The organism is Thermodesulfobacterium commune DSM 2178 (genome assembly GCF_000734015.1).
Lineage (GTDB): Bacteria > Desulfobacterota > Thermodesulfobacteria > Thermodesulfobacteriales > Thermodesulfobacteriaceae > Thermodesulfobacterium > Thermodesulfobacterium commune.
The window spans coordinates 868365-892004 of the sequence record NZ_CP008796.1; the positions used below are offsets into that span (position 1 = coordinate 868365).

A 23640-nucleotide genomic window follows, 5' to 3' on the forward strand; every position below is an offset into this window, starting at 1 on the left:
CATGGAAAAATCAACGCTAATACTTTGGCTTCTTACTATAACCCTTTGGGGAATATGTCCGATCATAGAAAAAATAGGTCTTAAAAACGTAGACCCTCTTTTAGCGCTTTTTATCAGGACCTCTGCCGCTCTTATGGGATTAAGCTTAGCTGTTTTTCTCACAGGGGCGTTTAAACCAGAAGTACTAAATCTTAAAAATATAGCCGTATTATCCTTAAGCGGGATCTTGGGAGGTTTTTTGGGGATGTTAACCTATTTTACCCTGCTTAAATCTCAAAATGCCTCTCAAATAGTTCCGCTAACCTCGGTATATCCTTTGGTTTCTACTCTGTTTGCTATCCTGTTTTTAAAAGAAGAGTTGCATCTTATAAAAATCTTAGCTATTTTTCTCATTGTATCTGGGATTTTTCTTTTGTTTAAAAATCCTTAATACTTAAATCTCGGCTATTCACTATAATTCTTAATCACTCTAAATCCCAACCCAAACAAAATAACACTATAAAAAACAAGGACTAAAACACACCCTAAGGCCAAAGTATCGAAGGTTTCTTTTCTTATAAGGATGTTTGTATAGGTAAGAGGTAACACAAAAACTACAGGTTTTAAAAATTCAGGGATACGTTCTATCGGAAAAAAGGTTCCACAGAAAAATCCCATCGGAAGGATGAAAAAGTTAAAATAGGTAGCTGTTTCTTCATGCCCTTTCGCAGACATACCTACCAAAAAACCAAGACTTGCAAACAAAAAACAGTTTAGCAAAAGAGCCAACAAAAAAGGTAAGGATAACCCAAAGTTAGGATAAGTCAAAAATCCCACAACGATGATCAAGCTTGCGGCAAAAAGCCCTTTTAACATTCCAGCAAGCACCTCTCCGATGATTATGGCACTGTAAGAAATAGGAGCAAGGTACAACACTTGAAAGGTTTTAAAATAAAGTCGATTAAGGTTTATAGAGTTGGCAATCCAGGTATAAGAGTTGGTCATAGAGGTCATGGCTACCAATCCTGGGATAAGAAAACCGAGATAACTTTTACCTTCCATCTGAACCATCCTTCCAAGCCCAAGCCCAAAAACGATAAAATAGATGATAGGAAGCATCATGGCAGAAAGGAGATATCCAAACTTTAAAAGCCTTCTTCTAAAAATCAAAAGTTCTCTCAAAAATACAGGATACCAATCCATCATTCTATCCTTTCTCCTGTAAGTTTGATAAAAACGTCTTCCAAATTAGTCTCTCTTATAACCAAAGGTAATTCGTTTTTCTTAGCAAACTCATAGGCTTCTTCTTTAGTCTTAAAAGTCCACAGTTTTAGCCTTCCTTCTTTGTCTGTATATTCTACGGTAAAAAGCCCTACTGATTGTTTAAGCGCTGAAGGAGTACCAAGGGCTATTAGCCTTCCTTTGGATAAGATACCTACCCTATCACAAAGAGCCTCTGCCTCTTCTATGTAATGGGTGGTAAGAAATACCGTTTTGTTTTGTTTTTTTATTCTTTTTATTATTTCCCAAAGATGTCTTCTTATCTGAGGGTCAAGTCCGATAGATGGTTCGTCTAAAAACAAAACCTGTGGGTCTGAAAGCAACGCCCTTGCCAGAAGAAGCCTCCTTTGCATCCCACCTGAAAGTTTAGAAACTAAGGCATCCTTTCTCTCCCAAAGGCCTACATTTTCTAACAAATCTTTGATTTTTTCTTTTAACTGACTTATTTTATGAAGTTTTCCATAGATAAACATATTCTCGTATACTGTCAAATCTCTATCTAAGTTATTTTCCTGAGGAACCACACCGATAAATTTTTTTATTTCATAGGCCTTTTTTATCACATCAAAACCGTTGATAAAACATCTACCAGCATCAGGCTTGGTTAAGGTAGTTAAAATTTTTACTATCGTAGTTTTTCCTGCACCGTTTGGGCCAAGAAGTCCAAAAATCTCTCCTGATTTTATCTCAAAACTTACCCCATCAACTGCCTTGACCTTCCCATAGTATTTAACAAGCCCTTCAACCTTAATCATAAAAAAAACCCTTTCATCGACAAAAAACTAACATAAAAAGAATTTTTCTTCACTTTTTCAACCAACTTTTTTAAAGTTAATAATACCTTGTATTTAAGCACTATGCAATCCTAAATCCTTAGGAAAATTCAAAATATTCTTCTACCCGTTCTTTTACTCCAAAATCATTCAAACAGTCAAAACGATAACAGTAAAAAGGGAATTAAGACTTTTTGGACATAGAAAAAACAACTTACCCCTTATTTTTCAAAAATTATCTCTTAAAACAATTTGCCTTGTTAAAATAGATCTTTAATAGAATAGGCTACAGGGCAGGGAATGATTTGAGAGGTTAGTTTGTAGGAGGATGGTATGACCTACCAGTAGTAACCTGCCCTATTTAAAAAATATGGGTGATTGATAGGTTTATTGAAGGGGTTTACGTGTGGTGAGTGTGGTAGGGAATAGATGTCTGAAAGGGTGTTTTACACCTTAGGAATGGTGCCGGGGGCGGGACTTGAACCCGCACGGAGGTATCTCCACTGGATCCTGAATCCAGCGCGTCTACCTATTCCGCCACCCCGGCTATGAAAGGATATTTAACAAGAAGTTCTTCTTCTGGCAAGGGTTTATCAAACAAGAAGCCCTGTACGTAAGTACAACCAATTTGTTTTATTATATCAAGTTGTCCCTGGGTTTCAACCCCCTCAGCTAAAGTCTCTATACCTAATTTTTGGGCTAAAAGTACTATCACTTCAACCAAGTCCTTATCTTTCTTATTTTTTATTATATCTTTAATAAAACTCATATCTATTTTTATCACATCGATCGGTAAAAACCTTAAACAACTTAACGCACAATACCCAGTCCCGAAATCATCTATCATCACCTTTATATTTTTCTCTTTAATCCTTTTTAAAATCTCTTTCGCATATAATATATTTTCTATAAAAACCCTTTCTGTAATCTCTAATCTGACTTCCTTATGTTGAAAACGCGACAGAAACCTCTCTATAAAATCCTCTCTATTAAAAGAACGGGCAGAAATGTTAACCGAAATAGGTACCCTAAACCTCTCAGTCTTTTTACTTATCTCCTCAAACATCCACTCCTCAAATTTAGGTAAAAACCGGCTCCTCTCCAGATAATCTATAAACTGTGATGGGTTGTAAACCGTACCATCTACCTTTATCCTAACCAAAGCCTCTAACCCTGCTAAAGAAAGGTCTTCCACCTTAAAATAAGGTTGGTAGTAAAAAACAAAAAGATTCTCTTTTAAAGCCTTTTCTAAGAGATAATCTAAAGAAATGATCTCCTGTGCTTTTAACTCCATAAATTGAGCAAAAAATCTAAATTCTCCTGCTCCAACTTTTTTAGCCTCACTTAAGGCAAGAGATGCCTTTTCGAGTAAATCCCTAAAATTACCTCCATCTTGAGGATAAAAACTAATACCGATGTTTGTAGAAAGGGCTATTTCTTGCCCGTCTATATTAAAGACCATTTCTTTTATCAAAGAAAGCTTCTCTATCAATCCTTGAATATTATGATATTCCTTCTTTTCCAAAAAACAAGCAAACTCATCAGATCCGATCCTGGCTGTTAATTGATTGCTTTTTTGAAAAAGACTTTTAAAAAAATTACCTAACTCTTTTAAAATCCTATTTCCTGTCTCAAAACCATAAGTTTGGTTTACGTAAACAAAATTGAATATGTCTAAAACTATCAAACAGCCTTCGTCCACTCTTTCCAAAATCTTATTAACTCTTTTCTCAAGCCCATCAAGGTTTAAAAGACCGGTAAGTAAATCCTCTGTGGTGACCTTCTCTAATTTATAGATAAGTTCTCTCTCTGTACTAACATCTCTCCCTATTAAAAGATACCTGCGTTCTTTTTCTGAAATTCTTAAAGGATATATCTTAGTCTGTAAATAAATATTGTTCTTGGTGCAGAATAAAATATCCGAAAACTCTTTATCTTCTTGTGATATAACCTGAAAAAAAGTTTGATTAAAATCATAATCAAGACCCTGCAAGCCTAATATCTCTAAAGATTTCCCATAAAGTTCTTCAAAACTGAGGCCACAACTCTTAGATACAGTTTCATTACAAAAAGTTATCCTTCCTCTTTCGTCTAAAACTATTATAGCTGCAGGAGATTTGATAAGAGCCTGAGAGATAATAACATTATTTTTGATCTCCTCTATCCGCTTTAAAGCAAACTCTATGTCTCCCCTCAGCTCTTCTAAAAGCCCTAAAGTTTCATCGGTAAAAAAATTGGGCTCCTTAGCATAAAGCCCTAACACACAATAGGGATTACCATCTTTATAGATAGGTATCCCTGCTACTGAAAGATACTGCCTCTTCAAAGCCTCTTCTCTCCAAGGATAAAAACGAGGGTCAGTTCTTATGTCAGAGATTATGACAATTCTGTTTTCTCTTAATGCTGTACCCAAAGCCCCTCTTCCCTCAGGAACATCTCCACTTACAGAAACCCTGATTTTTTCAAAAAGTCCTGCCTCATATCCATAGTAATACATAGGTTTAATAAGTAGTGTCTCCCAATCAGGAAACCCTACCCAAACAAACCTAAGCCCTATCTTCTCTACCAGGTTTTTACAAATCTTCTCAAAAACCTCCTCTTCGGTTAGGGAACTGGTTATCGTCTGGTTAACCTCTCTAAGCATCAAAACTATGTTTTCAAGCCTTTTCTGCCTGGTAATATCTATCAAAACCACAAAACCTGCTGGCTTACCCTGATAGGTGATGGTGTTGGCAAAAGTAAGGGTATACCTTATCTCCCCAGTTTTTCTTAAAATTTTTAATTCGTTATAAACCCTTGTAAACCTTTCCCCTCTAAGTCTTCTTTCCACTATGGATTTAAGATATTCTTTCTCTTCGGTTGGGAAAATATCCAAAATACTCATCCTGTTTAACTCTTCTAAGTAATATCCAGTAAGTTCTAAGAAAAACTTATTAGCATAAGCTATGTTTTCCTGATAAATCAGAACTCCTACCGAGGGAGCATCTAAGATAGCCTCGGCGATATCTTTCAAATGAGCACATTCTTTAGTTTGTAGTTCATAAATCTCCATCCTAAGTCCTCTTTTTAGGTCTTATATATTTAAGATTGTATAAAAAAATCTAAACAAAGTAAAGGAAAAAATTTAAAGTTTTATATCCAAGAGACTACTTCACGGATTGGTTTTCTATGAGGAGGTGTGGGAATTTTAGCAGGATATCCCATAGGAATAAGAGCTACAGGTCTTACTTTATTGGTTAAACCGACTATCTTTTTTACCGCTTCTTCGTCAAAAGCTCCAACCCAGCAACTACCAATTCCTAAAGAGGCAGCAGCTAAAAGCATGTTTTGAACAGCTGCAGCTGTATCTTGAAGGCAGTATAGTTCCTCTCCTCGTTTACCATAACGGGAGCTTGATATCCAGGGTAAAGCACATACTACGATAACTACAGGTGCCTGGGCGATAAAAGTTTGGTTTAAGGCTGCGATAGATAAAAGTTTTTTGAGTTCTGGGTTACGCACCACGACAAAATGCCAGGGCTGGAGATTACCGGCTGAAGGTGCCCAGATAGCGGCTTCTAAAATAAGCTTTAAATCTTCTTCTGGAATAGGGTCTTTTTTAAACGACCTTATACTTCTTCTGTTTTTTATTAACTCAAGTACTGGGTTTAATCCCATTTTTCCTCCTTAAACACAGAACTTTTAATTACAGCTTACATATTTGTTTAAAATGTTTAAAAAAGCTCCTGCTGATTTAAAACCTATCATTTTTTCTATCACCTTACCCTCTGGGTTCAAAAGGTAGGTGGTAGGAACTTTAGAAAAATCTGGAAAAATCTTGTTAAGGTTGTTTGGAGCTAAACCAACCTCATAAGTTAATTGTTTAGAGTTCACCAATTTAGGAAGAAGATATCCTGATTCTTTGTCTACCATAAGAGACACTACTTGAACCTTAGAGGCAGGACAAACCTTAGATATCTTGTTTAAAGCATTTAATTCTATCATACAAGAAGCACAGTAGCTTGCAAACAGATTGAGCAGCACATACTTTCCTCTATGGTTAGTAAGACTATGTTTGGCACCTTTATAGGTATAATATTCAAAATTAAGGGATGAGGTATAACCAGAAGAAACACCAAGAAACACACACAAAACTAACACCATCAAACCTTTCCTAAACCTCATTTTTTAATCCTCCTGATATAGTTTTATATTTATTAATATAACATCTCAACTATTTTATCCAAGGGGGTTATTTTGTTAGCTTACCTCAAAAACTTTTCCGTTTTCTAACTTTAAGATCTCATCTCCAACCGTAAAGGCAAAGGGACTATCGTGGGTGGCTATAACTATGGTAGTGGTTTTTTGTTCTTTGATCTGAATTAAAAGTCTTTCGATAAGCTTTACGTTCTCAGCATCTACAAAAGCTGTAGGTTCGTCTAAAAAGAGAAACTCAGGTTTTATCACCATCGCCCTTGCAAGGCCCATCCTCTTTGCCTCTCCACTTGAAAGGGTTAATGCGTTTTGCTTTTTTTTATGCGACAGTCCTACGAAATCAAGCACTTCTTCTACTTTAGAGTTTATCTCTTTTTTGTTAAAACCCCTTATTTTTAATCCATAGGCTACGTTATCAAAAACTGAAGTATTGAAAATACCTACCTCAGGAAATACATAAGTAATTTTTCTAAGAAGATTAATATCTTTAGGTAAAATCTTATTGGTTGAATTGTAGTAATGGACCTCTCCTTTATCAGGTGTTTCAAGTAAAGCACAGATTTTTAAAAAGGTAGTTTTTCCACTTCCATTAGGCCCCATTACTACGTAGACCTTTTTCTCATCAAACACATAGGATAGGTCTTTTAAAACGGTTTTGTCCCCATATCCCTTCCAAAGGTTAGAAATTACCAGTTTTAAACTCATGGGTTGGTTCTTATTTCTTTTTTTTGAATATAGTATAGCAAAAGATTGATCAAAAAAGAGATAGAAAGAAGGATTATACCTAAAGCAAGGGCAAGCTCGAAGTTTCCTTTATCGGTTTCCAAAGCTATGGTGGTAGTCATAACCCGGGTATAACCGGCGATATTTCCTCCTACGATCAAAATAGCTCCTACTTCAGCCATTACCCTTCCTAATCCACCCAAGATCCCTGTAAATATCCCATAGCGGGCTTCTTTTATCAAGGTCAAGGTAATCTGGAAAGGAGTAGCTCCAAGGGTTTTGGCCGTAAGTTTGATTATAGGGCTAACCTTTCTTACAGAGGCTTGAGAGATAGAAGCCACTATAGGAAAAGCCAGGATAAACTGTGCGATTACCATAGCGGTAGGGGTATAAAGGAGGTTTAAAAAACCTAAAGGCCCACTTCTTGAAAAAAGCATATAAAGAAAAAGACCAACCACCACAGGAGGCAGCCCCATCCCGGTATTAAAAAAAATTATAACCAAACTCTTACCTGGAAAATCTTTCATTCCTAAGAAGGCCCCAAACGGAACTCCAAAAAAAGAAGCTAATAAAATTGCAGAAAGAGATACTTTTAAAGAAAGCAAGATGATCTCAAGAAGTTCTCTATCTAAATTAACGATAAGAAAAAAGGCCTGTTTAAAAGCCTCTATCAAAAAATCCATGGCTACCTATACTTAGGGATAAAAAGTACGTTTCCCAAGTTATCTTTAAAAGATCCTATGAGTTTTTGTCCCTCAGGAGAGGTAATCCAGTCTATAAATTTCATAGCCCCTTCATAGTTTACATAAGGATGCTTTTTAGGATTTACAGCCATAACGCTGTATACATTATAAAGAAGAGGATCCCCTTCAAAAAGGACAGTTAAATATTTTAAACGGCCTTTCGTAGCAAGCCATGTTCCCCTATCAGTAAGGGTGTAAGCGTCTTTTTCGTTAGCTATAAATAAAGTCTTTTCCATCCCCTGACCAGACTCCAGATACCAGGGTTTTCCTTTAGGATTAAGGCCTGCTAATTCCCATATTTTCAGTTCTTTAAAATGGGTCCCTGACCTATCTCCTCGGGAAACAAAAAAAGCTCTGGCTTGGGCAATCTGTTTAAAGGTAGAAACCACGTCTTTAGACCCTTTTATCTTAGCTGGATCATGCTTAGGACCAACGATGATAAAATCGTTATAGCACACCTCTTTTCTATTAACAAAAAACCCTTCTTTTATGGCTTGAAGCTCAAGGTCTTTTGCATGAACAAACACTGCATCCACATCTCCCCTTTTCCCCATTTCAAGCACAGCCCCTGTGCCTCTGGCAACCACCTTTACCTTTATTCCGGTCTTCTTTTCAAACTGAGGTAAAAGATAACTTAACAGTCCTGAATTTTCTACAGAAGTGGTTGTACCAAGAATCAACATTTTTTCTTTAGCAAAGACAGAATCTGTAAAAAATAAAAGCAAAAAAACAACGAGCAAAATAGCTTTTATTTTCATGTTATCTACCCCATTGAGGTTTTATTTTTAAGTATTTTTTGTATAAATTCAAGAAGGCCTTCTACCTTTATAGAAAAATCTAAAAAAAATAGGTTTTCAGACCATGGAAGTTTAACTCCATCTTTTAAGGTGGTGAGGTAGTTTTCTTTAGACGATAGTTCAAAGGCTCGATAATCGTAATGGTCTGGGAAAGCAATAAAGCGTTTGATTCTAAGACCTAAACGTTTTATAGTATCTAAAAACTGGGTATTATCTCCAAGCCCACAAAAGGCTATAAACTCTTTTTTTGGAGGAGACACAGGCTCTAACCTGTAATTTAAAACCTGCCAGTTTTCTCGGTAAAGCTTAAACACTGGTTTTTGGTCAAACTCAAAATCAAAAGGGAAAAGTTCTTGATAGGTAAGGATAAAGGCGGTAGCTCTTTTTAATCCTGAAAGAGGTTCTCTCAGTTTCCCAAAAGGTAATACCTTTTGGGTCAGGTCTTCTTTTTTTAAAAGCACAAGGTCTATGTCTCTAAAAAGTCTTCTGTGTTGGAATCCGTCATCAAGAAGGATAAGGTTTGCCCCAAACTCTTTAACCGCTCTTCTGGCCCCTCTTACCCTATCTTCGTCAACGATAATCACCAGGTCCAAACCTTTTTTCTCAAACACCTTAGCCAAAAAGTAAGGCTCATCCCCTGCCTTTTCCACCGGCTGAAGAACTTTTTTTTGAAAATAAACTAACTGAAAACCCTTAGATCTTCTTTTATAACCTCTTGATACTATGGCTACCTTACCTAAACAAGAAAGCTTTTCAGCCAGATACCTTACCAAAGAGGTTTTTCCACTCCCCCCTACAGAAAGATTCCCAACCGAAATAACCGGGACCTCTAACTTAAAACTTTTAAAAACTCCCAGATCATAAAGAAAATTTCTTAGGGTTATTAAATAACAGTATGGATTTAAAAGATTTAGCATTCCTTAAAAAAACTATGTTTTGTTTGAGAGTTCTTTTTATTTAAAAGGTCTTTTGTACCCATCACAAAAAAAATGACTCCACCTATCATAGCACTAAGATACTGGCTGAGTATTCTCCAAAGCATGGCAAAGATCCCTATGGACTCAACAGTTAAAAAATCTTTAAAAACTACTATAGCCCCTAATTCTCCTACCCCACTTCCTCCTGGGGTAGGGCTTATAAAGATAGCATAGAGTAAAGGGAGTTGGTTTGAAAACAAAGCCCAAAAAGGAGCTTCTTGATGAAAAGCCTTAACCAAAAAAATTCCTACCATAAGAAAGGAAATGTACATAAAAAGACTAAAAAGAATGGCTAAAAAAAACACTTTTTTATGGATTTTAAAGAAATTTTTACAAATAAGTAAATATTTCAAAAAATTAAACTTTAACCTAAACAAAAACGAACCAGAAACAATCTGAGGTCTTTTTTTAAAAATAACCTTTCCTACTATAAAACCCAAACCAAAAATAGCCAACAAACTTCCTATTATCAGTAAAAGCTCTAAGGCCTTTTCAGGATGCTTTACGAGATTTTCTAACATAAAAGGGAAAAACAAAAGATAAAAAACTAAACCGGCAAAACCTTTGAGGGTAATTACACTCAGAATCTGAGCTATCTCACCTCCTACCCTTCTTAAAGTATAAAAGGGAAAAATCTCACCACCTAAATGAGCAGGGGTTATGGTAGCTCCAAAGGTGCTTACCAAAGAAACCTGATATCCATACCAAAAAGGATACCTAAAACCCAGAGCCCTTGAAATAAAAAACACCCTTAGGTTATCGAAAGTATGAAAAGAAAACAAGGATAAAAAGGAAAAAAGCAGATGCTTCTTGTTTAAAGAAAAAAGAACCCCTTTTAAATTAGGCGGAATATGTCTGAGAAATATGTATAAAAAAGAAAGACATACTACCAAAAGGGTTAAAAATATTCCGTAAACAATATTTTTATACATATAAAGTTATAAATATCAAAACCTAACAATTTACAAACGTTTATTTTGTGTTATGATTAGGTATTTATCATTTTACCCTTAAATTCGTCTTTAGAAAAGGGGGAAATATGGAACGAAAAATTTTGTGGGCTCCCTGGAGAGGAGAATACGTATCAGGTAAAAAAGACCTTGGTTGTATTTTTTGCCCTCCTGAAGGGAATCTGCCTGATGAAGAAAGACTCATACTTTATAGAGATCCTTTTGTTTTGGTTATCATGAACAAATTCCCTTATAATGCCGGGCACCTTCTGATAGCTCCAAAAAGACATGTGGCTGAACTCGAACAACTAACCCCTGAGGAGGTCACCGCTTTGATGAAAATGGCTCAAGAAGCCATCAAGATTTTGAAAGAAGTCTTCAAACCCCATGGGTTTAACGTTGGGTTTAACTTAGGGAAAGTGGCAGGAGCTGGATATCCTGACCATCTACACCTACAAATAGTCCCCAGATGGGAGGGAGATGTTAACTTTTTGGCTGTCCTTGATGAAGTAAGGGTAATCTCCCAACATCTTTTAACTCAATACCGTATCTTATTCCCTTATTTTCAAAAAATTAAGCTTTAAAACTTTTTTTTAAAGTTTTATAACATCCTTCTGTCAAAAATTTGACTTCCTAGTACAAACACTATTCATAGTATACTAACCTTTTAAAACAAAAATTTTCTAAGCTTTTTAAACGGTATGTTTTTTGATAACTAATGCTATAGTAAAAACATTAGATCTTTATTTTGGAGGAAATAATGCTTACCGTTCAAGCCAAAACCAAACTAAGTTTTGAGTTTAACGGTTATCAATTTAACCTAAAACCTGGGGAAAAGCTGCTTTTTGCTAACGATGTGTTTGGTCTTTTACCTGCCAACCTTCAAACTCAGTTTGAGAAAACCTATTCTGTCCTTCCTCCTTTTTATGATGGAGAGGACCTAAACGGAAAAACCCTTTTTGTGTTTATGCAAGGTGCCATAGGGGATGTGCTTTGTTCTACGGTGGCTTTACGTGAAATCAAAAGACGCTATCCAAAAAGTAAACTCTGGGTAAGTGTTTCTGGAAGGGCTCGTATAGTCTTAGAAAACCTGCCTTATATAGATAAACTTTTACCTCATCCTGCTCCTATAAAAGAGGTGGTAAAAGCTAACTACATGGTTAAGGCAGTAGAAATGGTTAATTCCCCTCATTTTGATAACCTAAACATGGTAGAATGGTTTTTATGGAAGTTTAAACTTTATTTTGCTGAAGACGAAACCCCTGACGTTTGGGTTGACTTAAACGTGGTAGAGGAGATAAAAAAAATATTTGAAGAAATCAAAAAGGTTTCCGGAAAAGACAAGATACTGCTTTTTCACTATCTTGCTTCTTCTATCCACAGAACCCTTCCTCCTAAACTCCTTAAAGAAATAGAAGACCTAATTTCTAAAGAGTTTGTTCCTGTTATTTGTAGTCTACCTGACGAAGATTTAACAGTAGAGGTAACCCTTGATGTTTACGGGATAAAAGCAGCCAACCTTTCTGCCTTAATGAAAGACCTCAGGTATTTGATAGCTGCTGTTTACTTATCTGACGCAGTCATCACTGCAGATACTTCTACTTTACACATAGCAGGAGGCCTTAAAAAACCTACAGTTTTTATAACCGGTCCTATTGAAGGTAGACTGAGATCTGACACTTATCCAACGGTTATTCCAGTTCGTCCTAAATACACAGGACAAACCTGCAAATCTCCCTGTGGAATCCATGCTATTAATGAACCCTGTTCAGAGGCTAAGGTTAAGCATCAGTTTTACAGCCCCTGTATCGAAAGCATCCCTCCTAAAGTGATTTATTTTGCTTTAAAAGATGCTCTGTTAGCCTGTCAAGAAAACTATGAAAAACCAGAAAGCTGCCCCTTGTGTAGTTTTAAAGGACCGTTTAGCCTGTTTGAGGTCATAAACCAGCACCGCATTTTTGAATGCCCAAGCTGTGGACTTCAATTTGGTTATCCTCGTAAAAGTATGGACTATGATATAGCCTATGAACAAAAGATTGATGACCTTTTAAGTTTTGGAGATACAGCTTACAAAAATTATCAACAATTAGAAAAAGAGGAGGACAAAGAACTAAAAAAATGGAAAGGTCTTCCCAGGTTTAACGTATTGCTTCCTATTTTAGAGGTTTTACCTAAGGGTAAACTTTTAGACGTAGGATGTTCAAGTGGTAATTTTATGTTGATTGCTAAGGCTAAAGGGTTTGAGGTTTACGGAATAGATGCAAGTGAAAAAGCGGTTGAACTTGCCAAAAAATACTACAAACTTAGGGTAGCTAAAGCCTTAACCTTTGAAGAACTCCCTTCAGATTTTAAAGGCCCCTATAAGGTAATCACAGCCTTTGAGGTAATCGAACATGTAGAAAACCCTTTAACCTTTCTTAAGGAAATCTACGAACTTTTAGAAGAAGGGGGAGCCACCATTATCAGCTGTCCTCCTTATTTTGCTTTTAAACATTTAGCCAAATCCTATCTAAAATACCAATGGTGGGGCAATGACTACCCACCTCATCACCTAAACCGTTTTAAACCCTGGACCTTGTATTACGGTTTAAAACTTGCCGGGTTTGATGAGGTAGTCATTTTTACAGAACCTTTAATCCCAGGGACCGTGCTTGAAGGAATAACTCCTAAAAGCGCCGAGGTAGAGTTAGATGAAGGACAAAGACTTTTCATTCCTTCAAGATTTACGGCTAATCTGGTTTTAGCAAACCTCACCCCTCTATACATCAACGCACGATACTTAGGAAACTTTCAGTATGCTATAGGAATAAAAGGAAAAAGTGGGCTTAACTGGGAAAAAATTATTCAAAGGGCAATAAATATTTCTGCGGTAGACATACTGTGGAAGGATGATAAAATCTAAAAAGGAGGGTTAATAATGTTTACTCCGTCTCAACTTTTTAAAAATCCTGTTATCCTTGAACCAGAAGAACATAAAAATTTAAAGGTTCTAAAACCTGATAACTATTCCTTTATGGAAGGGGTAGAAATCATACCCCTTGGCTATTCAGAAATACTTCCGGCTACGATGTATTATCCCGTGTTTTTTGGTATGTCTGAGGGGATGGTTTTTCCTTTTGCTGTGCTTGGGGTCCAAGGCAAGAATCCTTATTTAACCAAGGAGGGAAGTTTTAAGATAGACTATATTCCCAAGTTAGTAAAGTTTTATCCCTTTGGGCTGGTTTATCTTAGAGAAGAAGGGAAAGAAAACTTTCTGGTTGCTGTGGACGAGAGATTTACCACAACCGAAGAAGGAGAGCCCCTTTTTACCGAAACAGGAGAAGAGACTTCTTTCTTTGCTGAGGTAAAGAAAAAACTCACTGATTTAGCTTTAGACTTAAAGAAAGCTCTAGAGTTTAGTCAGGATCTTTTAGTAAAAGGTTGTATCACCCAGACATCTTTTGTGATGAACGGACCTTTAGGAAAGGTTGAGTTTAAAAATCTGTTTCTTGCAAACATCGAAACCTTAAGACGTCTTCAGCCTGAAAAACTTTATTATCTAAACACTTCAGGATACCTTCCTGTACTTTATGGAGCCTATTTTAGTGTCAGAAATTTTAAGATTTTTGAACTATTGTATAGTGTAACCATAGAAATTTATTAAATTTTTATCCGCTATCCTTGTTTTGATTCTTTTGGGCTAAGGCTTTTTCTATTTCTTCGGCGATCTCTATACATGTTTTTTCAGGAGAAAAGGCTTCTCTGATAGGTCTTCCTATCACAAGATAGTCTGCACCAGAAAGGATGGCTTCATAAGGGGTGACTACTCTTACTTGGTCGTCCTTTCTTGCTCCTTCCAACCTAATACCCGGGACCACAGTAAACAACTCAGGATAGACTTCTTTTATTTGAGATGTTTCTTTGGCTGAACAAACTATCCCATCACAACCAGCTTTATAAGCAATCTTGGTTAACCTTAAAACCAAGTCTTTAACCTCCCTTACCAGTTCAGCGTTAAAGCCTAATTCCATAAGGTCTGCTCTCTCAAGTGAGGTTAAAACCGTAACAGCTAATATTTTTAGGTTGTTGTAAGCGGCACTTACCGCGCTTTTTAAACTTTCTGCCCCAGAAAGAGCATGAACGGTTATCCAATCAACCCCTAAATTAGAGGCTACCCTTATAGTCCTAAGTACAGTGTTCGGGATGTCGTTTAATTTTAAATCTAAAAAGATTTTGTTATTGCATCTCTTTTTTATCTCTTCTATTACTTTGGGGCCACAACTTGTATAAAGTTCAAAACCAACTTTAAAGACCCCTACCAAGTCCTTTAGTCTATCTACCCATCTTAAAGCCTCATCTATAGTTGGGACATCTAAAGGGAATACTATCCTATCACGAGGGTTCATCATGGTTCAACTCTTTTATTTGGGTTAGAAATTCTTCTACGTCTTTAAAGTCCTTATAAACTGAAGCAAAACGTATATAAGCCACCTTATCCCAAGCCTTTAAAGCCTGCATTACCCGTTCTCCCAGATATCCAGAAGGCACCTCTTTTTCTCCCCTTTGAATAAGGTCAAGCTCAAGCTCGTTTACAAAACTTAAGATAGCCTCTTCGCTGATAGACCTTTTGTGACAAGCCTTTCTTATGCCTGAAATAAGCTTTTCCCGATTATAAGGTTCTCTTCTTCCATCCTTTTTAACTATCATGATATCTAACTCAAGTTTTTCATAGGTAGTAAACCTGTATCCACAATTGGTACATTCTCGCCTTCTTCTTATGGTATACCCTTCTTCTATAACCCTTGAGTCTATGACTTTGGTTTCTAAGACCTTACATCTTGGACATTTCATAGAGAATTATTATACTTTATTTTGAAAATTTTTAAATTATACGTATCTGTTAAATAAGCTAAACTAACTTGATAATTTTAGCGACAAAAAAGCCTACGGCATCTATTTTATGAGTATAATACCTTTTAGTAAGCCTTAGGTCTGGATGATAAGGTTTGCCTTCCCATTCAGTAACTCCTTCATGATAAGGAAGAGGAGAAACCCAATCTACCAGTTTAGCCTGTCTTTTTCGCAAAAGATAGTCTACTACTTCCTCGTTTTCTTTTGGGTTTATCGTACAGGTGCTATAAACCAACACCCCTCCTGGAGATAAAAGGTCAAAGGCTCTTACTAACAAACCCTTTTGAATAGATTGAAGGTTGGTTTTACCATGTCCTTTTTGATAAAGTATTTCACCTTCAAGCCCTACCCTATATCTTCCTTCTCCAGAACAAGGGGCATCGACCAACACCTTATTAAAAGGAATCCCAAAGGGGAACTGTTCTCCTCGATAACGGGTAGTTATGGCAGAAGCAACCCCTAAACGTTTAAGATTGGCTACCAAAGCGGTTAAACGGTCTACTCTTTTGTCGTTAGCTACCACGGTAGCTTTATCTTGGGTTAAAATGGCTATAAGACAAGTTTTCCCTCCTGGAGCAGCACATAAATCAAGCACTAAATCTCCTGGTTTAGGATCAAGGGCTATTACAGGAAGACTACTCGCTAAGGTCATAGAATGGATTAAACCTAAACTATACTCCTCTAAATTTCCTAACGAAACCTCTTCGTTGTTAACCACCCTATAAAAAAAAGGAACCTCTTGAACCGGTTCAAACTGAATATTTTTTTGTCTTAAAATTTCTAAAAGACGCTCCTTCTCCTCGTGAGTTCTTATCTTTAGGGTGTTTATACAAAAATACTGACGATGCTGTTTTTTTAAACATTCTAAAAACTCTGAATAATCAGGGATCAAATCCTGATATTGTGCAAAATACTCTTTATAGTCCAAAGGTCTGTGGTTTTTAACCCTTTCCTTTCCCATTCAACAAAACCTCTTTAAGCTCGGTATGGTCTTTTACTATCAGGTCTGCCAACCTTAGGTGTTCCTCAGGTAAGGTGGTAGTAATAGCTACACAAAAAAGATTTGCCCTTTTGGCTGAAGTCACTCCTGCAGGAGAATTTTCTACCACCAAACCTTGTTCTATCGAGACATTAAAAGCCTTTAACGCCTCTAAATACGGATCTGGATGAGGCTTTCTTTTCTTTATTTTATCCCCTGTAAGTACTACCGAAAAATAAGAATAAAAACTCTTAGGTAAAACTTTCTCTAAAATTTCTGCATGAGAGCTGGTAACCAGGGCTAAACCTTTCTTTTCTTTTTTTAAGGTTTCTAAAATACCTGGAACCTCAGGAAAAGGTTTGACTTTCGAGGCATAACGACTAAGAAAAATAGCCTTTTGTTTTTTAAAGAGAGCCTCGAAGAAATCTTTGTCTATGTTAAATCCTTTTTGCAGAAAAATGTCTCGGACCATCTCAAACTCTATAGCCCCTTCGTATAGATACACCTCTTCTTCTTTAAACTTTATACCATATTCAGCCAGAGCCTCTATCCAGGCTTTAGCATGATAAGGCATACTGTCTATTAGAGTTCCGTCAAGGTCAAAAAAAACAAAGGGCTTCATATATGGTCCTTTTTTAATCCCTGTCTAAAACTTTTTTGACATAAATCTCAAATTGATTGAGATCAAGCCCTTCCAAGTTTACCAGTTTTTTAGGTTGAGTTTTTCCTTTGAGAATTTTTATCTGCTTCTCTGAAATGTTAAAAATTGTGCTCAAAAATCGGATTAAGGCTTCGTTAGCCTGGTTATTTTGAGGTTTGGCCTTAAGCTCTACCTCTAAAAAATTAGGGAGTTTATAACCTGAAATACGGTCTTTCTTTTTTTCTGGATGAACCTTTATCTCTAACACCATAACAGGAATTTTAGAAAAATAGATATCTGGTTACTAAGTACTGCATCAGGTTTTGAACAAAGTAAATCAAGAAAATCACCAATATAGGGCTCAAGTCTAAACCAGCTATCGGTGGGATAATCCTTCTTGCTGGCCCAAGCACAGGTTCAGTTACCCTATATAAAAACCTTACTACCGGATGATAAGGATAGGGGTTTACCCAAGAGATAATACACCTTGCGATGATAATCCATACATAAACACTTAACAAAAGGTCTATCACCTGGTAAAGAGATTTTAATAGAATGCTTAGCATTTAACCTTTCTTCTCCTTTTGTTCTTTTTTTTCATAGGCCTCTATAATTCGTTGAACGATAGGATGTCTTACTACGTCACTCTTAGTAAAGTAAATAAAAGAAATACCTTCAATACCCTCAAGAACTTCCATAGCCTCAAGAAGACCTGATTTTTTAGGATCAGGCAAATCTATCTGGGTCACGTCTCCGGTGATAACTGCTTTAGAATTTTGCCCAAGACGGGTCAAGAACATTTTCATCTGCTCAGAGGTTGTGTTTTGAGCTTCATCCAAGATGATAAAGGCCTCATTCAAGGTTCTTCCTCTCATAAAGGCTAAGGGAGCTATCTCTATCGCCCCTTTTTGAAACAACCTTGCCACCTTATCAAAGGAAAGCATATCATAAAGAGCATCATACAAAGGCCTAAGATATGGATTAACCTTTTCTGCAATGTCACCAGGTAGAAAACCTAATTTTTCTCCTGCCTCTACCGCAGGTCTGACTAAAATAAGTCTGTTAACCTCTCCTTTCATCAGGTAAGAAACCGCCATAGCAACAGCCAAATAAGTTTTTCCCGTACCAGCAGGTCCTATCCCAAAAACTATTTCAGACCTTCTGATGGCCTCTATATATTTTTTTTGCGTAATACCCTTAGGGGTAATAACCTTACGCCCTGAGGTAACAAAGATGGTATCTAAAAAAATCTCCTTAAGGTTAGCTTTTGGGTTTTCAAGGATAATCCTTGAGGCATATTCTACGTCTGAAGGATAGATGGTATATCCTGATTTTATTAATCCATAAAGCTCAGCTATGGTTTTTTCCGCAAGCTCAAGGTCTATAGGCTCTCCTTTGATAAAGATGTGATTTCCCTTAAGAGAAATCTGAACCCTAAAAAAATTTTCTAAAATTTTAAAATTGTTTCCCCTTTCTCCATAAAGGGTTCTAACAATAGGATAATCCTCTAAAACCACTTCTTTAACGCTTAATTCTGGTTTTACTTCCTGTAAACTCATCAATCCATTACACCTCAACTTTAAAATTTAGTTAGTTAAATAATAAATAATAAATCGAGATTTTCAAGTGCTTAAAAAGAAACCCCCGCGGTTTTGATTTAGAATATTCAACACTCAATTTAAATTTCGGCAGGTAAAAACTGAAAGGTTAATCATTTTGACAAACTTTACCAGTTTTTAAAAAGTTCTATTTTGGGGGCTTCCTCTTTTATTTTGGTCTCTTCATTAAAAACCTCAGCGTGAACTCTTCTCTGGTCTGCCATGATATAATCTTGTTTCATTTTCTCAACCAAAACCTTTATCTCCTCAGGTTTTTCTTCTTTATCAGGGTTATCTACCCAGCGTAAACGTCTTCTGCTATATTCAGAAATCTCAGAACATACCTCACAAAACTTTTCAAGTCTTTGTCTTACTACATCTTGGAATTGAACCTTCCCAAGCAAATCAGAGATGGTGTTAAAGATGATGGTATTTTTCTTGTCTATCTCACCGACAAGTTTTGCAATCAAACTACCTACCTGTTCAAAATCTCTCTCCATTTTTTGTGTTGATTTTTTCATAGCCTCAAGCATCAAAGAAAGCTCTGTGTTTTTTAACTGGGCCTAAAAAAATTCATAGCTTTTATCCATTTCTTCCTGTAGTGTTTTCATTTTAAAAAGAATATCCTTTACTATACTCTCAATTTTTATCGCAAGTTTCCTTATTTCATCAGCAATCACAGAGAATCCAGCCCCTGCCTTTCCAGCACGAGCTGCCTCTATGCTTGAGTTTATAGCTAAAATGGTTATCTGTTCGGAGATGTCTTTAATGTGGTTTAAAACAGTAAGCATTAAGTCTACCTTTTGCTGTAAACTGTAAATTCTGCCAAAACCCTCCTGCAATTTTTATAGTTTAAACAGCACTGGACAACCATAAAGAAAATTTGCTTGGTTAAGATTAAACTGCACTTTGGTGCCTGCGGTAAAGAGTGGTAAAGTTCTGGTAGACAAAAAAAGCCCAAGTTCAAGTTTTGGAACTTTAAAGTCTTGTTTAGAGATAAGAGTCGATGTGGAGCTTGATGTTGAACTTCATTTTAAAACAATTTGAACCCATACCAAGTTGAGTAAATTCCCCACAAATTGGCAACTAAAATATTTATAATAAATTTTAAGTTAACTCAAAAACTTCGTCAAGATATAAATTACCCTTGTAAGTTCACATTGTCCTAAATTTTCCGATAGAGAGTAAAATAAAAATTTTTCTATAATTTTTATCCAAATACCATTTCCAAATATCATTTTCAAATCTACCCATTTTCTACCTACAACCTATTCTTTGCAACAATTTTACCTGGTTTTAAAAATATTACTCCATATCCTCTTTTAAACTCTCAAACACAGCCTCGTCCGATAAGGCGCGTGAAGATGGTTTGAATATATTGATTACAAAAACTTTACCGTGTTTCTGCCTAAAGACTTGGCATTATAAAGTGCCTGGTCTGCTATATCAATAAGTTCTTCTAAAGATTTGTCTGGATGTAAACCCAAAGAGGTAACTCCAAAGCTTGCGGTAATCTTAATTCCGTCTACATTAGCTTCTTCAAGTTCTTTTCTCATCTCTTCTGCCTTCCTAATCACCTGTTGGTAGTCCATATGAGGGCACACTATCAAAAACTCTTCGCCTCCATACCTTATTCCATAATCTGTCTTTCTTATGTTGTTTAAAATGATCTGAGCAAAGGTTTTGATAACCTTATCTCCGGTCAGATGTCCAAACTTGTCGTTTATCTCTTTAAATTTATCTAAATCAGCCATTATAAACCCTATATCGTAGTTATGTCTTTTGGCCCTTTCAAATTCTTTTAGCAAAAAATCTTCAATCACGTTGCGGTTGTAAAGACCGGTCAACGGATCTTTTATGTAGAGACTTTCTAATTCTCTTATCTTTTCTTTCAAACGATCTAAAACTTTCTTTTTAGTGAGATAATTAAAAACCTTGATTAAAATTTCTTCTTTTAAAGGGGGCTTAGGGATGTAATCATCTGCACCTGCTTTAAAAAGCTCTATCCTTCTTGCAGGTGTATCATATCCGGTAAGCACTATGATAGGAACATCTCCTTTTTCCGGGTTTTCTCTTATACTTCTAACTAAATCTAACCCTGAATCTCCTACACCTAAAATGTAGTCGGTTATCACAAGGTCTATATCGTTTTGTTCAAAAAACTTTAAAGCTTCTTCTACGGTTTGAAAAGAGAAAACTTTTAATTTAGTCTGTTCTAAAAGATGGGTTAAAAATTCTATGTATAAATTGGTATCTTCTACATAAAGAATGTTACCTTCTAAATGTTGCAGCTCTATGATTCTGACAAAATCTTTTAAAACCTTAGGAAGTTTTTTAGGTATATCCTTTTTCAGGATAACCTCTAATACACCTTTTTTTAAAGCCCTCTCTATCAACTCTGGGTCCTCTTCTGAAGTTAACAATAAAACCGGAACTTTTTGGATTTTTTGCTCTTTTTCAAGTGCTTCTAACAGATCAAAAACATCTCCATCCTCTAAAATATATGAGGAAATTATCAAATCAGGAATTTGACCAGCTTTTATCAAACTCAAAGCTTCTTTGACTGTAGCTACTAAAGAAATATCGTGAAAGTAATTTTTTAGTATATCTTCCACCAATTTTCTTAAAAATGTTACAGGAAGTATTACCAAAATCTTTCTCATCATCATGCTTTTGCTCCTTTTATTTTTGACAACATAAAAAACTAAGTTTATAAGTTTTATTCTAAAAAAAATTTTATAATAAAATTTATAAACGAGTGATAAATTTTTACCAATTTTATTGACCGTTTCAAAATTTTTGGTTAATAATTTATTATTAGAAACATTTACAAAATGAGGTGAGGCCATGATCACCAAAGATTTAAAAAACGCTTGGGTTTGTACTTTGAACAACTGTGGTTATATCTATCTTCCCTCAAAAGGGGATAAACACCAACACATCCCTCCAAACACCCCTTTTGAGGCCCTTCCTGAAACCTGGACTTGTCCTAACTGTGGAAACCCTAAAAAAAATTTTAAGAGACTTAAGGACCTTGTAGAAGAAAAATAAATAAAGGAAAATAATAAAAAAAGCCCCTGGGGATTTCCCAGGGGCTAAAGACTCAATCAGAACTTAAAATTCTCCTCCTCCGGGCATAGAAGGCATTTTTTCTTCTTTTTTGGGTTTCTCAGCTACCATAGCCTCGGTAGTTAACAACAATCCAGCCACAGAAGCGGCATTCTGAAGGGCACAACGGCTTACTTTCTTCGGGTCGATAATTCCAGCAGCTATCAAATCTTTAAACTCGCCGGTAGCAGCATCAAACCCGAAACTACCCTTTCCTTCTTTTACTTTTTCTACGATGATAGAACCTTCAAAACCGGCGTTAAAAGCGATCTGACGTAAAGGAGCTTCTAAAGCTTTTTTGATGATTTCTACACCATACTGTTCATCACCCTCAAGCTTGACAGCTTCTAAAGCTGGTAAGCACCTGATATAAGCCGTTCCACCACCAGGGACGATACCTTCCTCTACTGCTGCTTTAGTAGCATTAAGGGCGTCCTCAACCCTAGTTTTCTTTTCTTTCATCTCAGTTTCAGTAGCAGCTCCAACATAAATTACTGCAACTCCACCTACAAGTTTAGCCAACCTCTCCTGAAGTTTCTCACGGTCATAATCAGAGGTGGTTTCTTCGATCTGAGCACGTATCTGTTTGATACGAGCCTCGATGTCTTCTTTCTTGCCAGCCCCATCGATGATGGTGGTATGTTCTTTGGTTACTACCACTCTTCTTGCCCTTCCAAGGTCTTTAAGCTGAACGTTTTCAAGTTTCATACCAAGCTCTTCAGATACAAAAGTACCACCTGTTAGGATGGCGATATCCTGAAGCATGGCTTTTCTTCTCTCACCAAAGCCAGGAGCCTTTACAGCGCAGCACTGGAGAACTCCTCTGAGCTTGTTTACTACCAAAGTAGCCAAAGCTTCACCTTCTACATCCTCAGCAATGATTAAAATAGGTTTACCAGCCCTAGCTACCTGTTCAAGTACAGGTAAAAGGTCTTTCATAGAGCTTATTTTCTTATCATAAACCAGAATATATGGATCCTCTAATACACATTCCATCTTTTCTGGATCGGTTATAAAATAAGGAGAAATATATCCTCTATCAAACTGCATACCTTCAACTACTTCAAGATAAGTTTCAAGTCCCTTAGACTCTTCTACAGTAATAACCCCTTCTTTTCCTACCTTATCCATGGCATCAGCTATAAGGTTTCCGATAGCCACATCGTTATTAGCAGAAATGGTAGCTACTTGAGCGATTTCCTGACGAGATTTGCAAGGCTGAGCTAATTTTTCAAGCTCTTTGACTACGATATCTACTGCCTTATCAATACCACGTTTGATAGCCATGGGGTTGATACCAGCTGCCACAAGTTTGATACCCTCTTGAAAGATAGCCTGAGCAAGTAAGGTAGCTGTAGTGGTTCCGTCTCCAGCCACATCGTTGGTCTTAGACGCCACCTCTTTTACCATCTGGGCACCCATATTTTCAAACTTATCTTCTAACTCTATCTCCTTAGCCACAGTTACACCATCTTTGGTAATCAAAGGAGAACCAAAGGACCTTTCCAAGATTACGTTTCTTCCTTTGGGACCAAGAGTAACTTTTACTGCGTCAGCTAATTTGTTAACTCCTCTTAAAATTTTTTCTCTAGTATTAGCCCCATAAATAATCTCCTTTGCAGCCATAACATCCCCTCCTTTCGGTAGTTTTTATTTATATTTACTTTAGAACTTAGCCTTATTAGTCTTCAATGATAGCTAAGACATCATCTTCTCTCATGATAAGATACTCTTCACCTTTGATCTTAATTTCAGTTCCAGCATATTTACTGAAAAGGATTTTATCTCCTTCTTTGACGGTTAAAGGCTGTTTTTGACCGTTTTCTAAAACCCTACCATCGCCTACAGCAATCACTTTACCCATGATAGGTTTTTCCTTCGCTGTATCTGGGATGATGATTCCAGATTCAGTCCTCTGTTCTTCTTCGATGCGTTGAACTAAAATGCGATCATGTAAAGGTCTGATCTTCATACTGCCACCTCCTCCTTAAAGATTTTTTGATTTTTA

The 23640-nt window shown here is 36.4% G+C and carries 28 protein-coding genes and 1 tRNA gene; 6 read left to right on the forward strand and 23 right to left on the reverse strand.

Features of this window, described 5'->3' with window-relative positions:
- The first annotated feature begins 1 nt into the window (after position 1).
- Positions 2-430, forward strand: a complete 429-nt coding sequence (locus HL41_RS04330) for an EamA family transporter (RefSeq protein ID WP_051173128.1) — start codon at positions 2-4, stop codon at positions 428-430.
- Between the two features lie 14 nt (positions 431-444).
- Here the strand turns inward: HL41_RS04330 and HL41_RS04335 are convergent, their stop codons facing one another.
- The 11 genes from HL41_RS04335 to HL41_RS04380 all read right to left on the reverse strand — a co-directional run bounded on the left by HL41_RS04335 (position 445) and on the right by HL41_RS04380 (position 10399).
- Complete coding sequence (locus tag HL41_RS04335) at positions 445-1185, reverse strand: ABC transporter permease (protein WP_051754496.1); 741 nt, start codon at positions 1183-1185, stop codon at positions 445-447.
- Positions 1182-2015: an ABC transporter ATP-binding protein gene (locus HL41_RS04340; RefSeq protein WP_038061676.1), complete on the reverse strand. Its 834-nt coding sequence runs from the start codon at positions 2013-2015 to the stop codon at positions 1182-1184. The genes HL41_RS04335 and HL41_RS04340 overlap by 4 nt, the downstream gene beginning before the upstream one ends.
- A 478-nt stretch (positions 2016-2493) precedes the next feature.
- Positions 2494-2580 (reverse strand) — tRNA-Leu (locus HL41_RS04345).
- Complete coding sequence (locus tag HL41_RS09280) at positions 2563-5085, reverse strand: sensor domain-containing phosphodiesterase (protein WP_081856475.1); 2523 nt, start codon at positions 5083-5085, stop codon at positions 2563-2565. The genes HL41_RS04345 and HL41_RS09280 overlap by 18 nt, the downstream gene beginning before the upstream one ends.
- An 80-nt stretch (positions 5086-5165) precedes the next feature.
- The gene (locus tag HL41_RS04350) at positions 5166-5690 is read right to left on the reverse strand and encodes a nitroreductase family protein (RefSeq protein WP_038061679.1); all 525 of its coding nucleotides are present in this window, start codon (positions 5688-5690) and stop codon (positions 5166-5168) included.
- 24 nt (positions 5691-5714) lie between these two features.
- On the reverse strand, positions 5715-6197 hold the full coding sequence (locus HL41_RS04355; protein ID WP_038061682.1) for a TlpA family protein disulfide reductase: 483 nt from the start codon (positions 6195-6197) through the stop codon (positions 5715-5717).
- Between the two features lie 75 nt (positions 6198-6272).
- Positions 6273-6932: a cell division ATP-binding protein FtsE gene (locus tag HL41_RS04360; RefSeq protein WP_000053833.1), complete on the reverse strand. Its 660-nt coding sequence runs from the start codon at positions 6930-6932 to the stop codon at positions 6273-6275.
- Positions 6929-7633 (reverse strand): ABC transporter permease, encoded by a 705-nt coding sequence (locus HL41_RS04365; RefSeq protein WP_000346686.1) that lies wholly within the window; start codon positions 7631-7633, stop codon positions 6929-6931. The genes HL41_RS04360 and HL41_RS04365 overlap by 4 nt, the downstream gene beginning before the upstream one ends.
- Positions 7634-7635: 2 nt before the next feature.
- Positions 7636-8451: an extracellular solute-binding protein gene (locus HL41_RS04370; protein WP_038061690.1), complete on the reverse strand. Its 816-nt coding sequence runs from the start codon at positions 8449-8451 to the stop codon at positions 7636-7638.
- Positions 8452-8456: 5 nt separating this feature from the next.
- The gene (gene lpxK / locus HL41_RS04375) at positions 8457-9407 is read right to left on the reverse strand and encodes a tetraacyldisaccharide 4'-kinase (protein ID WP_038061693.1); all 951 of its coding nucleotides are present in this window, start codon (positions 9405-9407) and stop codon (positions 8457-8459) included.
- On the reverse strand, positions 9401-10399 hold the full coding sequence (locus tag HL41_RS04380) for a flippase-like domain-containing protein (RefSeq protein ID WP_051754497.1): 999 nt from the start codon (positions 10397-10399) through the stop codon (positions 9401-9403). The genes lpxK and HL41_RS04380 overlap by 7 nt, the downstream gene beginning before the upstream one ends.
- A gap of 107 nt (positions 10400-10506) precedes the next feature.
- Between HL41_RS04380 and HL41_RS04385 the strand changes: the two genes are divergently transcribed.
- The 3 genes from HL41_RS04385 to HL41_RS04395 all read left to right on the forward strand — a co-directional run bounded on the left by HL41_RS04385 (position 10507) and on the right by HL41_RS04395 (position 14060).
- Positions 10507-11001 (forward strand): HIT family protein, encoded by a 495-nt coding sequence (locus HL41_RS04385; RefSeq protein WP_038061696.1) that lies wholly within the window; start codon positions 10507-10509, stop codon positions 10999-11001.
- Positions 11002-11177: 176 nt separating this feature from the next.
- Positions 11178-13319, forward strand: coding sequence for a methyltransferase domain-containing protein (locus HL41_RS04390; RefSeq protein WP_038061699.1), 2142 nt, complete (start codon positions 11178-11180; stop codon positions 13317-13319).
- 15 nt (positions 13320-13334) lie between these two features.
- Entirely contained in the window at positions 13335-14060 is a 726-nt protein-coding gene (locus HL41_RS04395) for a SapC family protein (RefSeq protein ID WP_038061702.1), read from the forward strand.
- A 4-nt stretch (positions 14061-14064) separates the two neighbouring features.
- Here HL41_RS04395 and pyrF read toward each other — a convergent pair whose 3' ends face one another.
- From pyrF to HL41_RS04440, 9 genes are all read right to left on the reverse strand, one after another.
- Positions 14065-14805, reverse strand: a complete 741-nt coding sequence (gene pyrF / locus HL41_RS04400) for an orotidine-5'-phosphate decarboxylase (protein ID WP_051754498.1) — start codon at positions 14803-14805, stop codon at positions 14065-14067.
- Positions 14789-15247 carry a transcriptional regulator NrdR gene (nrdR, locus tag HL41_RS04405; RefSeq protein ID WP_022856110.1) on the reverse strand — a complete coding sequence of 153 codons (459 nt, stop codon included), beginning with the start codon at positions 15245-15247 and terminating at the stop codon, positions 14789-14791. The genes pyrF and nrdR overlap by 17 nt, the downstream gene beginning before the upstream one ends.
- 58 nt (positions 15248-15305) lie before the next feature.
- Positions 15306-16268: an NOL1/NOP2/sun family putative RNA methylase gene (locus HL41_RS04410; RefSeq protein ID WP_051754499.1), complete on the reverse strand. Its 963-nt coding sequence runs from the start codon at positions 16266-16268 to the stop codon at positions 15306-15308.
- Positions 16249-16908 (reverse strand): HAD family hydrolase, encoded by a 660-nt coding sequence (locus tag HL41_RS04415; RefSeq protein WP_038061706.1) that lies wholly within the window; start codon positions 16906-16908, stop codon positions 16249-16251. Before HL41_RS04415 ends, HL41_RS04410 begins: the two co-directional genes overlap by 20 nt.
- A 13-nt stretch (positions 16909-16921) precedes the next feature.
- Positions 16922-17197 (reverse strand): DUF167 domain-containing protein, encoded by a 276-nt coding sequence (locus HL41_RS04420; RefSeq protein ID WP_051754500.1) that lies wholly within the window; start codon positions 17195-17197, stop codon positions 16922-16924.
- A gap of 10 nt (positions 17198-17207) precedes the next feature.
- Complete coding sequence (locus HL41_RS04425; RefSeq protein ID WP_038061707.1) at positions 17208-17492, reverse strand: YggT family protein; 285 nt, start codon at positions 17490-17492, stop codon at positions 17208-17210.
- Positions 17493-18485, reverse strand: a complete 993-nt coding sequence (locus tag HL41_RS04430) for a PhoH family protein (protein WP_038061709.1) — start codon at positions 18483-18485, stop codon at positions 17493-17495. It lies immediately after the preceding gene.
- 167 nt (positions 18486-18652) lie between these two features.
- On the reverse strand, positions 18653-19024 hold the full coding sequence (locus HL41_RS04435) for a hypothetical protein (protein ID WP_144241965.1): 372 nt from the start codon (positions 19022-19024) through the stop codon (positions 18653-18655).
- A gap of 63 nt (positions 19025-19087) precedes the next feature.
- Complete coding sequence (locus tag HL41_RS04440) at positions 19088-19315, reverse strand: methyl-accepting chemotaxis protein (protein WP_038061714.1); 228 nt, start codon at positions 19313-19315, stop codon at positions 19088-19090.
- 121 nt (positions 19316-19436) lie between these two features.
- Here HL41_RS04440 and HL41_RS09865 point away from each other — a divergent pair, with 121 nt between their 5' ends.
- Complete coding sequence (locus HL41_RS09865) at positions 19437-19571, forward strand: hypothetical protein (RefSeq protein WP_268745239.1); 135 nt, start codon at positions 19437-19439, stop codon at positions 19569-19571.
- A gap of 335 nt (positions 19572-19906) precedes the next feature.
- On the opposite strand, the gene HL41_RS04445 is transcribed toward HL41_RS09865, so the two are convergent.
- Positions 19907-21190 carry a GGDEF domain-containing response regulator gene (locus HL41_RS04445; RefSeq protein ID WP_158506221.1) on the reverse strand — a complete coding sequence of 428 codons (1284 nt, stop codon included), beginning with the start codon at positions 21188-21190 and terminating at the stop codon, positions 19907-19909.
- Between the two features lie 181 nt (positions 21191-21371).
- Between HL41_RS04445 and HL41_RS04450 the strand changes: the two genes are divergently transcribed.
- On the forward strand, positions 21372-21575 hold the full coding sequence (locus HL41_RS04450) for a rubredoxin (RefSeq protein ID WP_038061718.1): 204 nt from the start codon (positions 21372-21374) through the stop codon (positions 21573-21575).
- Positions 21576-21638: 63 nt separating this feature from the next.
- Here the strand turns inward: HL41_RS04450 and groL are convergent, their stop codons facing one another.
- Positions 21639-23258: a chaperonin GroEL gene (groL, locus tag HL41_RS04455; RefSeq protein WP_038061722.1), complete on the reverse strand. Its 1620-nt coding sequence runs from the start codon at positions 23256-23258 to the stop codon at positions 21639-21641.
- Between the two features lie 55 nt (positions 23259-23313).
- Complete coding sequence (groES, locus tag HL41_RS04460; RefSeq protein ID WP_038061725.1) at positions 23314-23604, reverse strand: co-chaperone GroES; 291 nt, start codon at positions 23602-23604, stop codon at positions 23314-23316.
- Positions 23605-23640: the final 36 nt, after the last annotated feature.

What these genes read in the sequence shown, in the direction of transcription:
- HL41_RS04440 (WP_038061714.1), bottom strand. Translation starts at nt 19,315, where the DNA reads ATGCTTACTGTTTTAAACCACATTAAAGACATCTCCGAACAGATAACC.
- HL41_RS04360 (WP_000053833.1), bottom strand. Translation starts at nt 6,932, where the DNA reads ATGAGTTTAAAACTGGTAATTTCTAACCTTTGGAAGGGATATGGGGAC.
- HL41_RS04390 (WP_038061699.1), top strand. Translation starts at nt 11,178, where the DNA reads ATGCTTACCGTTCAAGCCAAAACCAAACTAAGTTTTGAGTTTAACGGT.
- pyrF (WP_051754498.1), bottom strand. Translation starts at nt 14,805, where the DNA reads ATGATGAACCCTCGTGATAGGATAGTATTCCCTTTAGATGTCCCAACT.
- nrdR (WP_022856110.1), bottom strand. Translation starts at nt 15,247, where the DNA reads ATGAAATGTCCAAGATGTAAGGTCTTAGAAACCAAAGTCATAGACTCA.
- HL41_RS04445 (WP_158506221.1), bottom strand. Translation starts at nt 21,190, where the DNA reads ATGATGAGAAAGATTTTGGTAATACTTCCTGTAACATTTTTAAGAAAA.
- HL41_RS04365 (WP_000346686.1), bottom strand. Translation starts at nt 7,633, where the DNA reads ATGGATTTTTTGATAGAGGCTTTTAAACAGGCCTTTTTTCTTATCGTT.
- HL41_RS04395 (WP_038061702.1), top strand. Translation starts at nt 13,335, where the DNA reads ATGTTTACTCCGTCTCAACTTTTTAAAAATCCTGTTATCCTTGAACCA.
- HL41_RS09280 (WP_081856475.1), bottom strand. Translation starts at nt 5,085, where the DNA reads ATGGAGATTTATGAACTACAAACTAAAGAATGTGCTCATTTGAAAGAT.
- lpxK (WP_038061693.1), bottom strand. Translation starts at nt 9,407, where the DNA reads ATGCTAAATCTTTTAAATCCATACTGTTATTTAATAACCCTAAGAAAT.
- HL41_RS04385 (WP_038061696.1), top strand. Translation starts at nt 10,507, where the DNA reads ATGGAACGAAAAATTTTGTGGGCTCCCTGGAGAGGAGAATACGTATCA.
- HL41_RS04340 (WP_038061676.1), bottom strand. Translation starts at nt 2,015, where the DNA reads ATGATTAAGGTTGAAGGGCTTGTTAAATACTATGGGAAGGTCAAGGCA.
- HL41_RS04370 (WP_038061690.1), bottom strand. Translation starts at nt 8,451, where the DNA reads ATGAAAATAAAAGCTATTTTGCTCGTTGTTTTTTTGCTTTTATTTTTT.
- HL41_RS04350 (WP_038061679.1), bottom strand. Translation starts at nt 5,690, where the DNA reads ATGGGATTAAACCCAGTACTTGAGTTAATAAAAAACAGAAGAAGTATA.
- HL41_RS04435 (WP_144241965.1), bottom strand. Translation starts at nt 19,024, where the DNA reads ATGGAGAGAGATTTTGAACAGGTAGGTAGTTTGATTGCAAAACTTGTC.
- HL41_RS04410 (WP_051754499.1), bottom strand. Translation starts at nt 16,268, where the DNA reads ATGGGAAAGGAAAGGGTTAAAAACCACAGACCTTTGGACTATAAAGAG.
- HL41_RS04415 (WP_038061706.1), bottom strand. Translation starts at nt 16,908, where the DNA reads ATGAAGCCCTTTGTTTTTTTTGACCTTGACGGAACTCTAATAGACAGT.
- HL41_RS04425 (WP_038061707.1), bottom strand. Translation starts at nt 17,492, where the DNA reads ATGCTAAGCATTCTATTAAAATCTCTTTACCAGGTGATAGACCTTTTG.
- HL41_RS04430 (WP_038061709.1), bottom strand. Translation starts at nt 18,485, where the DNA reads ATGAGTTTACAGGAAGTAAAACCAGAATTAAGCGTTAAAGAAGTGGTT.
- HL41_RS04380 (WP_051754497.1), bottom strand. Translation starts at nt 10,399, where the DNA reads ATGTATAAAAATATTGTTTACGGAATATTTTTAACCCTTTTGGTAGTA.
- HL41_RS04420 (WP_051754500.1), bottom strand. Translation starts at nt 17,197, where the DNA reads ATGGTGTTAGAGATAAAGGTTCATCCAGAAAAAAAGAAAGACCGTATT.
- HL41_RS04335 (WP_051754496.1), bottom strand. Translation starts at nt 1,185, where the DNA reads ATGATGGATTGGTATCCTGTATTTTTGAGAGAACTTTTGATTTTTAGA.
- HL41_RS04355 (WP_038061682.1), bottom strand. Translation starts at nt 6,197, where the DNA reads ATGAGGTTTAGGAAAGGTTTGATGGTGTTAGTTTTGTGTGTGTTTCTT.
- groL (WP_038061722.1), bottom strand. Translation starts at nt 23,258, where the DNA reads ATGGCTGCAAAGGAGATTATTTATGGGGCTAATACTAGAGAAAAAATT.
- groES (WP_038061725.1), bottom strand. Translation starts at nt 23,604, where the DNA reads ATGAAGATCAGACCTTTACATGATCGCATTTTAGTTCAACGCATCGAA.
- HL41_RS04450 (WP_038061718.1), top strand. Translation starts at nt 21,372, where the DNA reads ATGATCACCAAAGATTTAAAAAACGCTTGGGTTTGTACTTTGAACAAC.
- HL41_RS04330 (WP_051173128.1), top strand. Translation starts at nt 2, where the DNA reads ATGGAAAAATCAACGCTAATACTTTGGCTTCTTACTATAACCCTTTGG.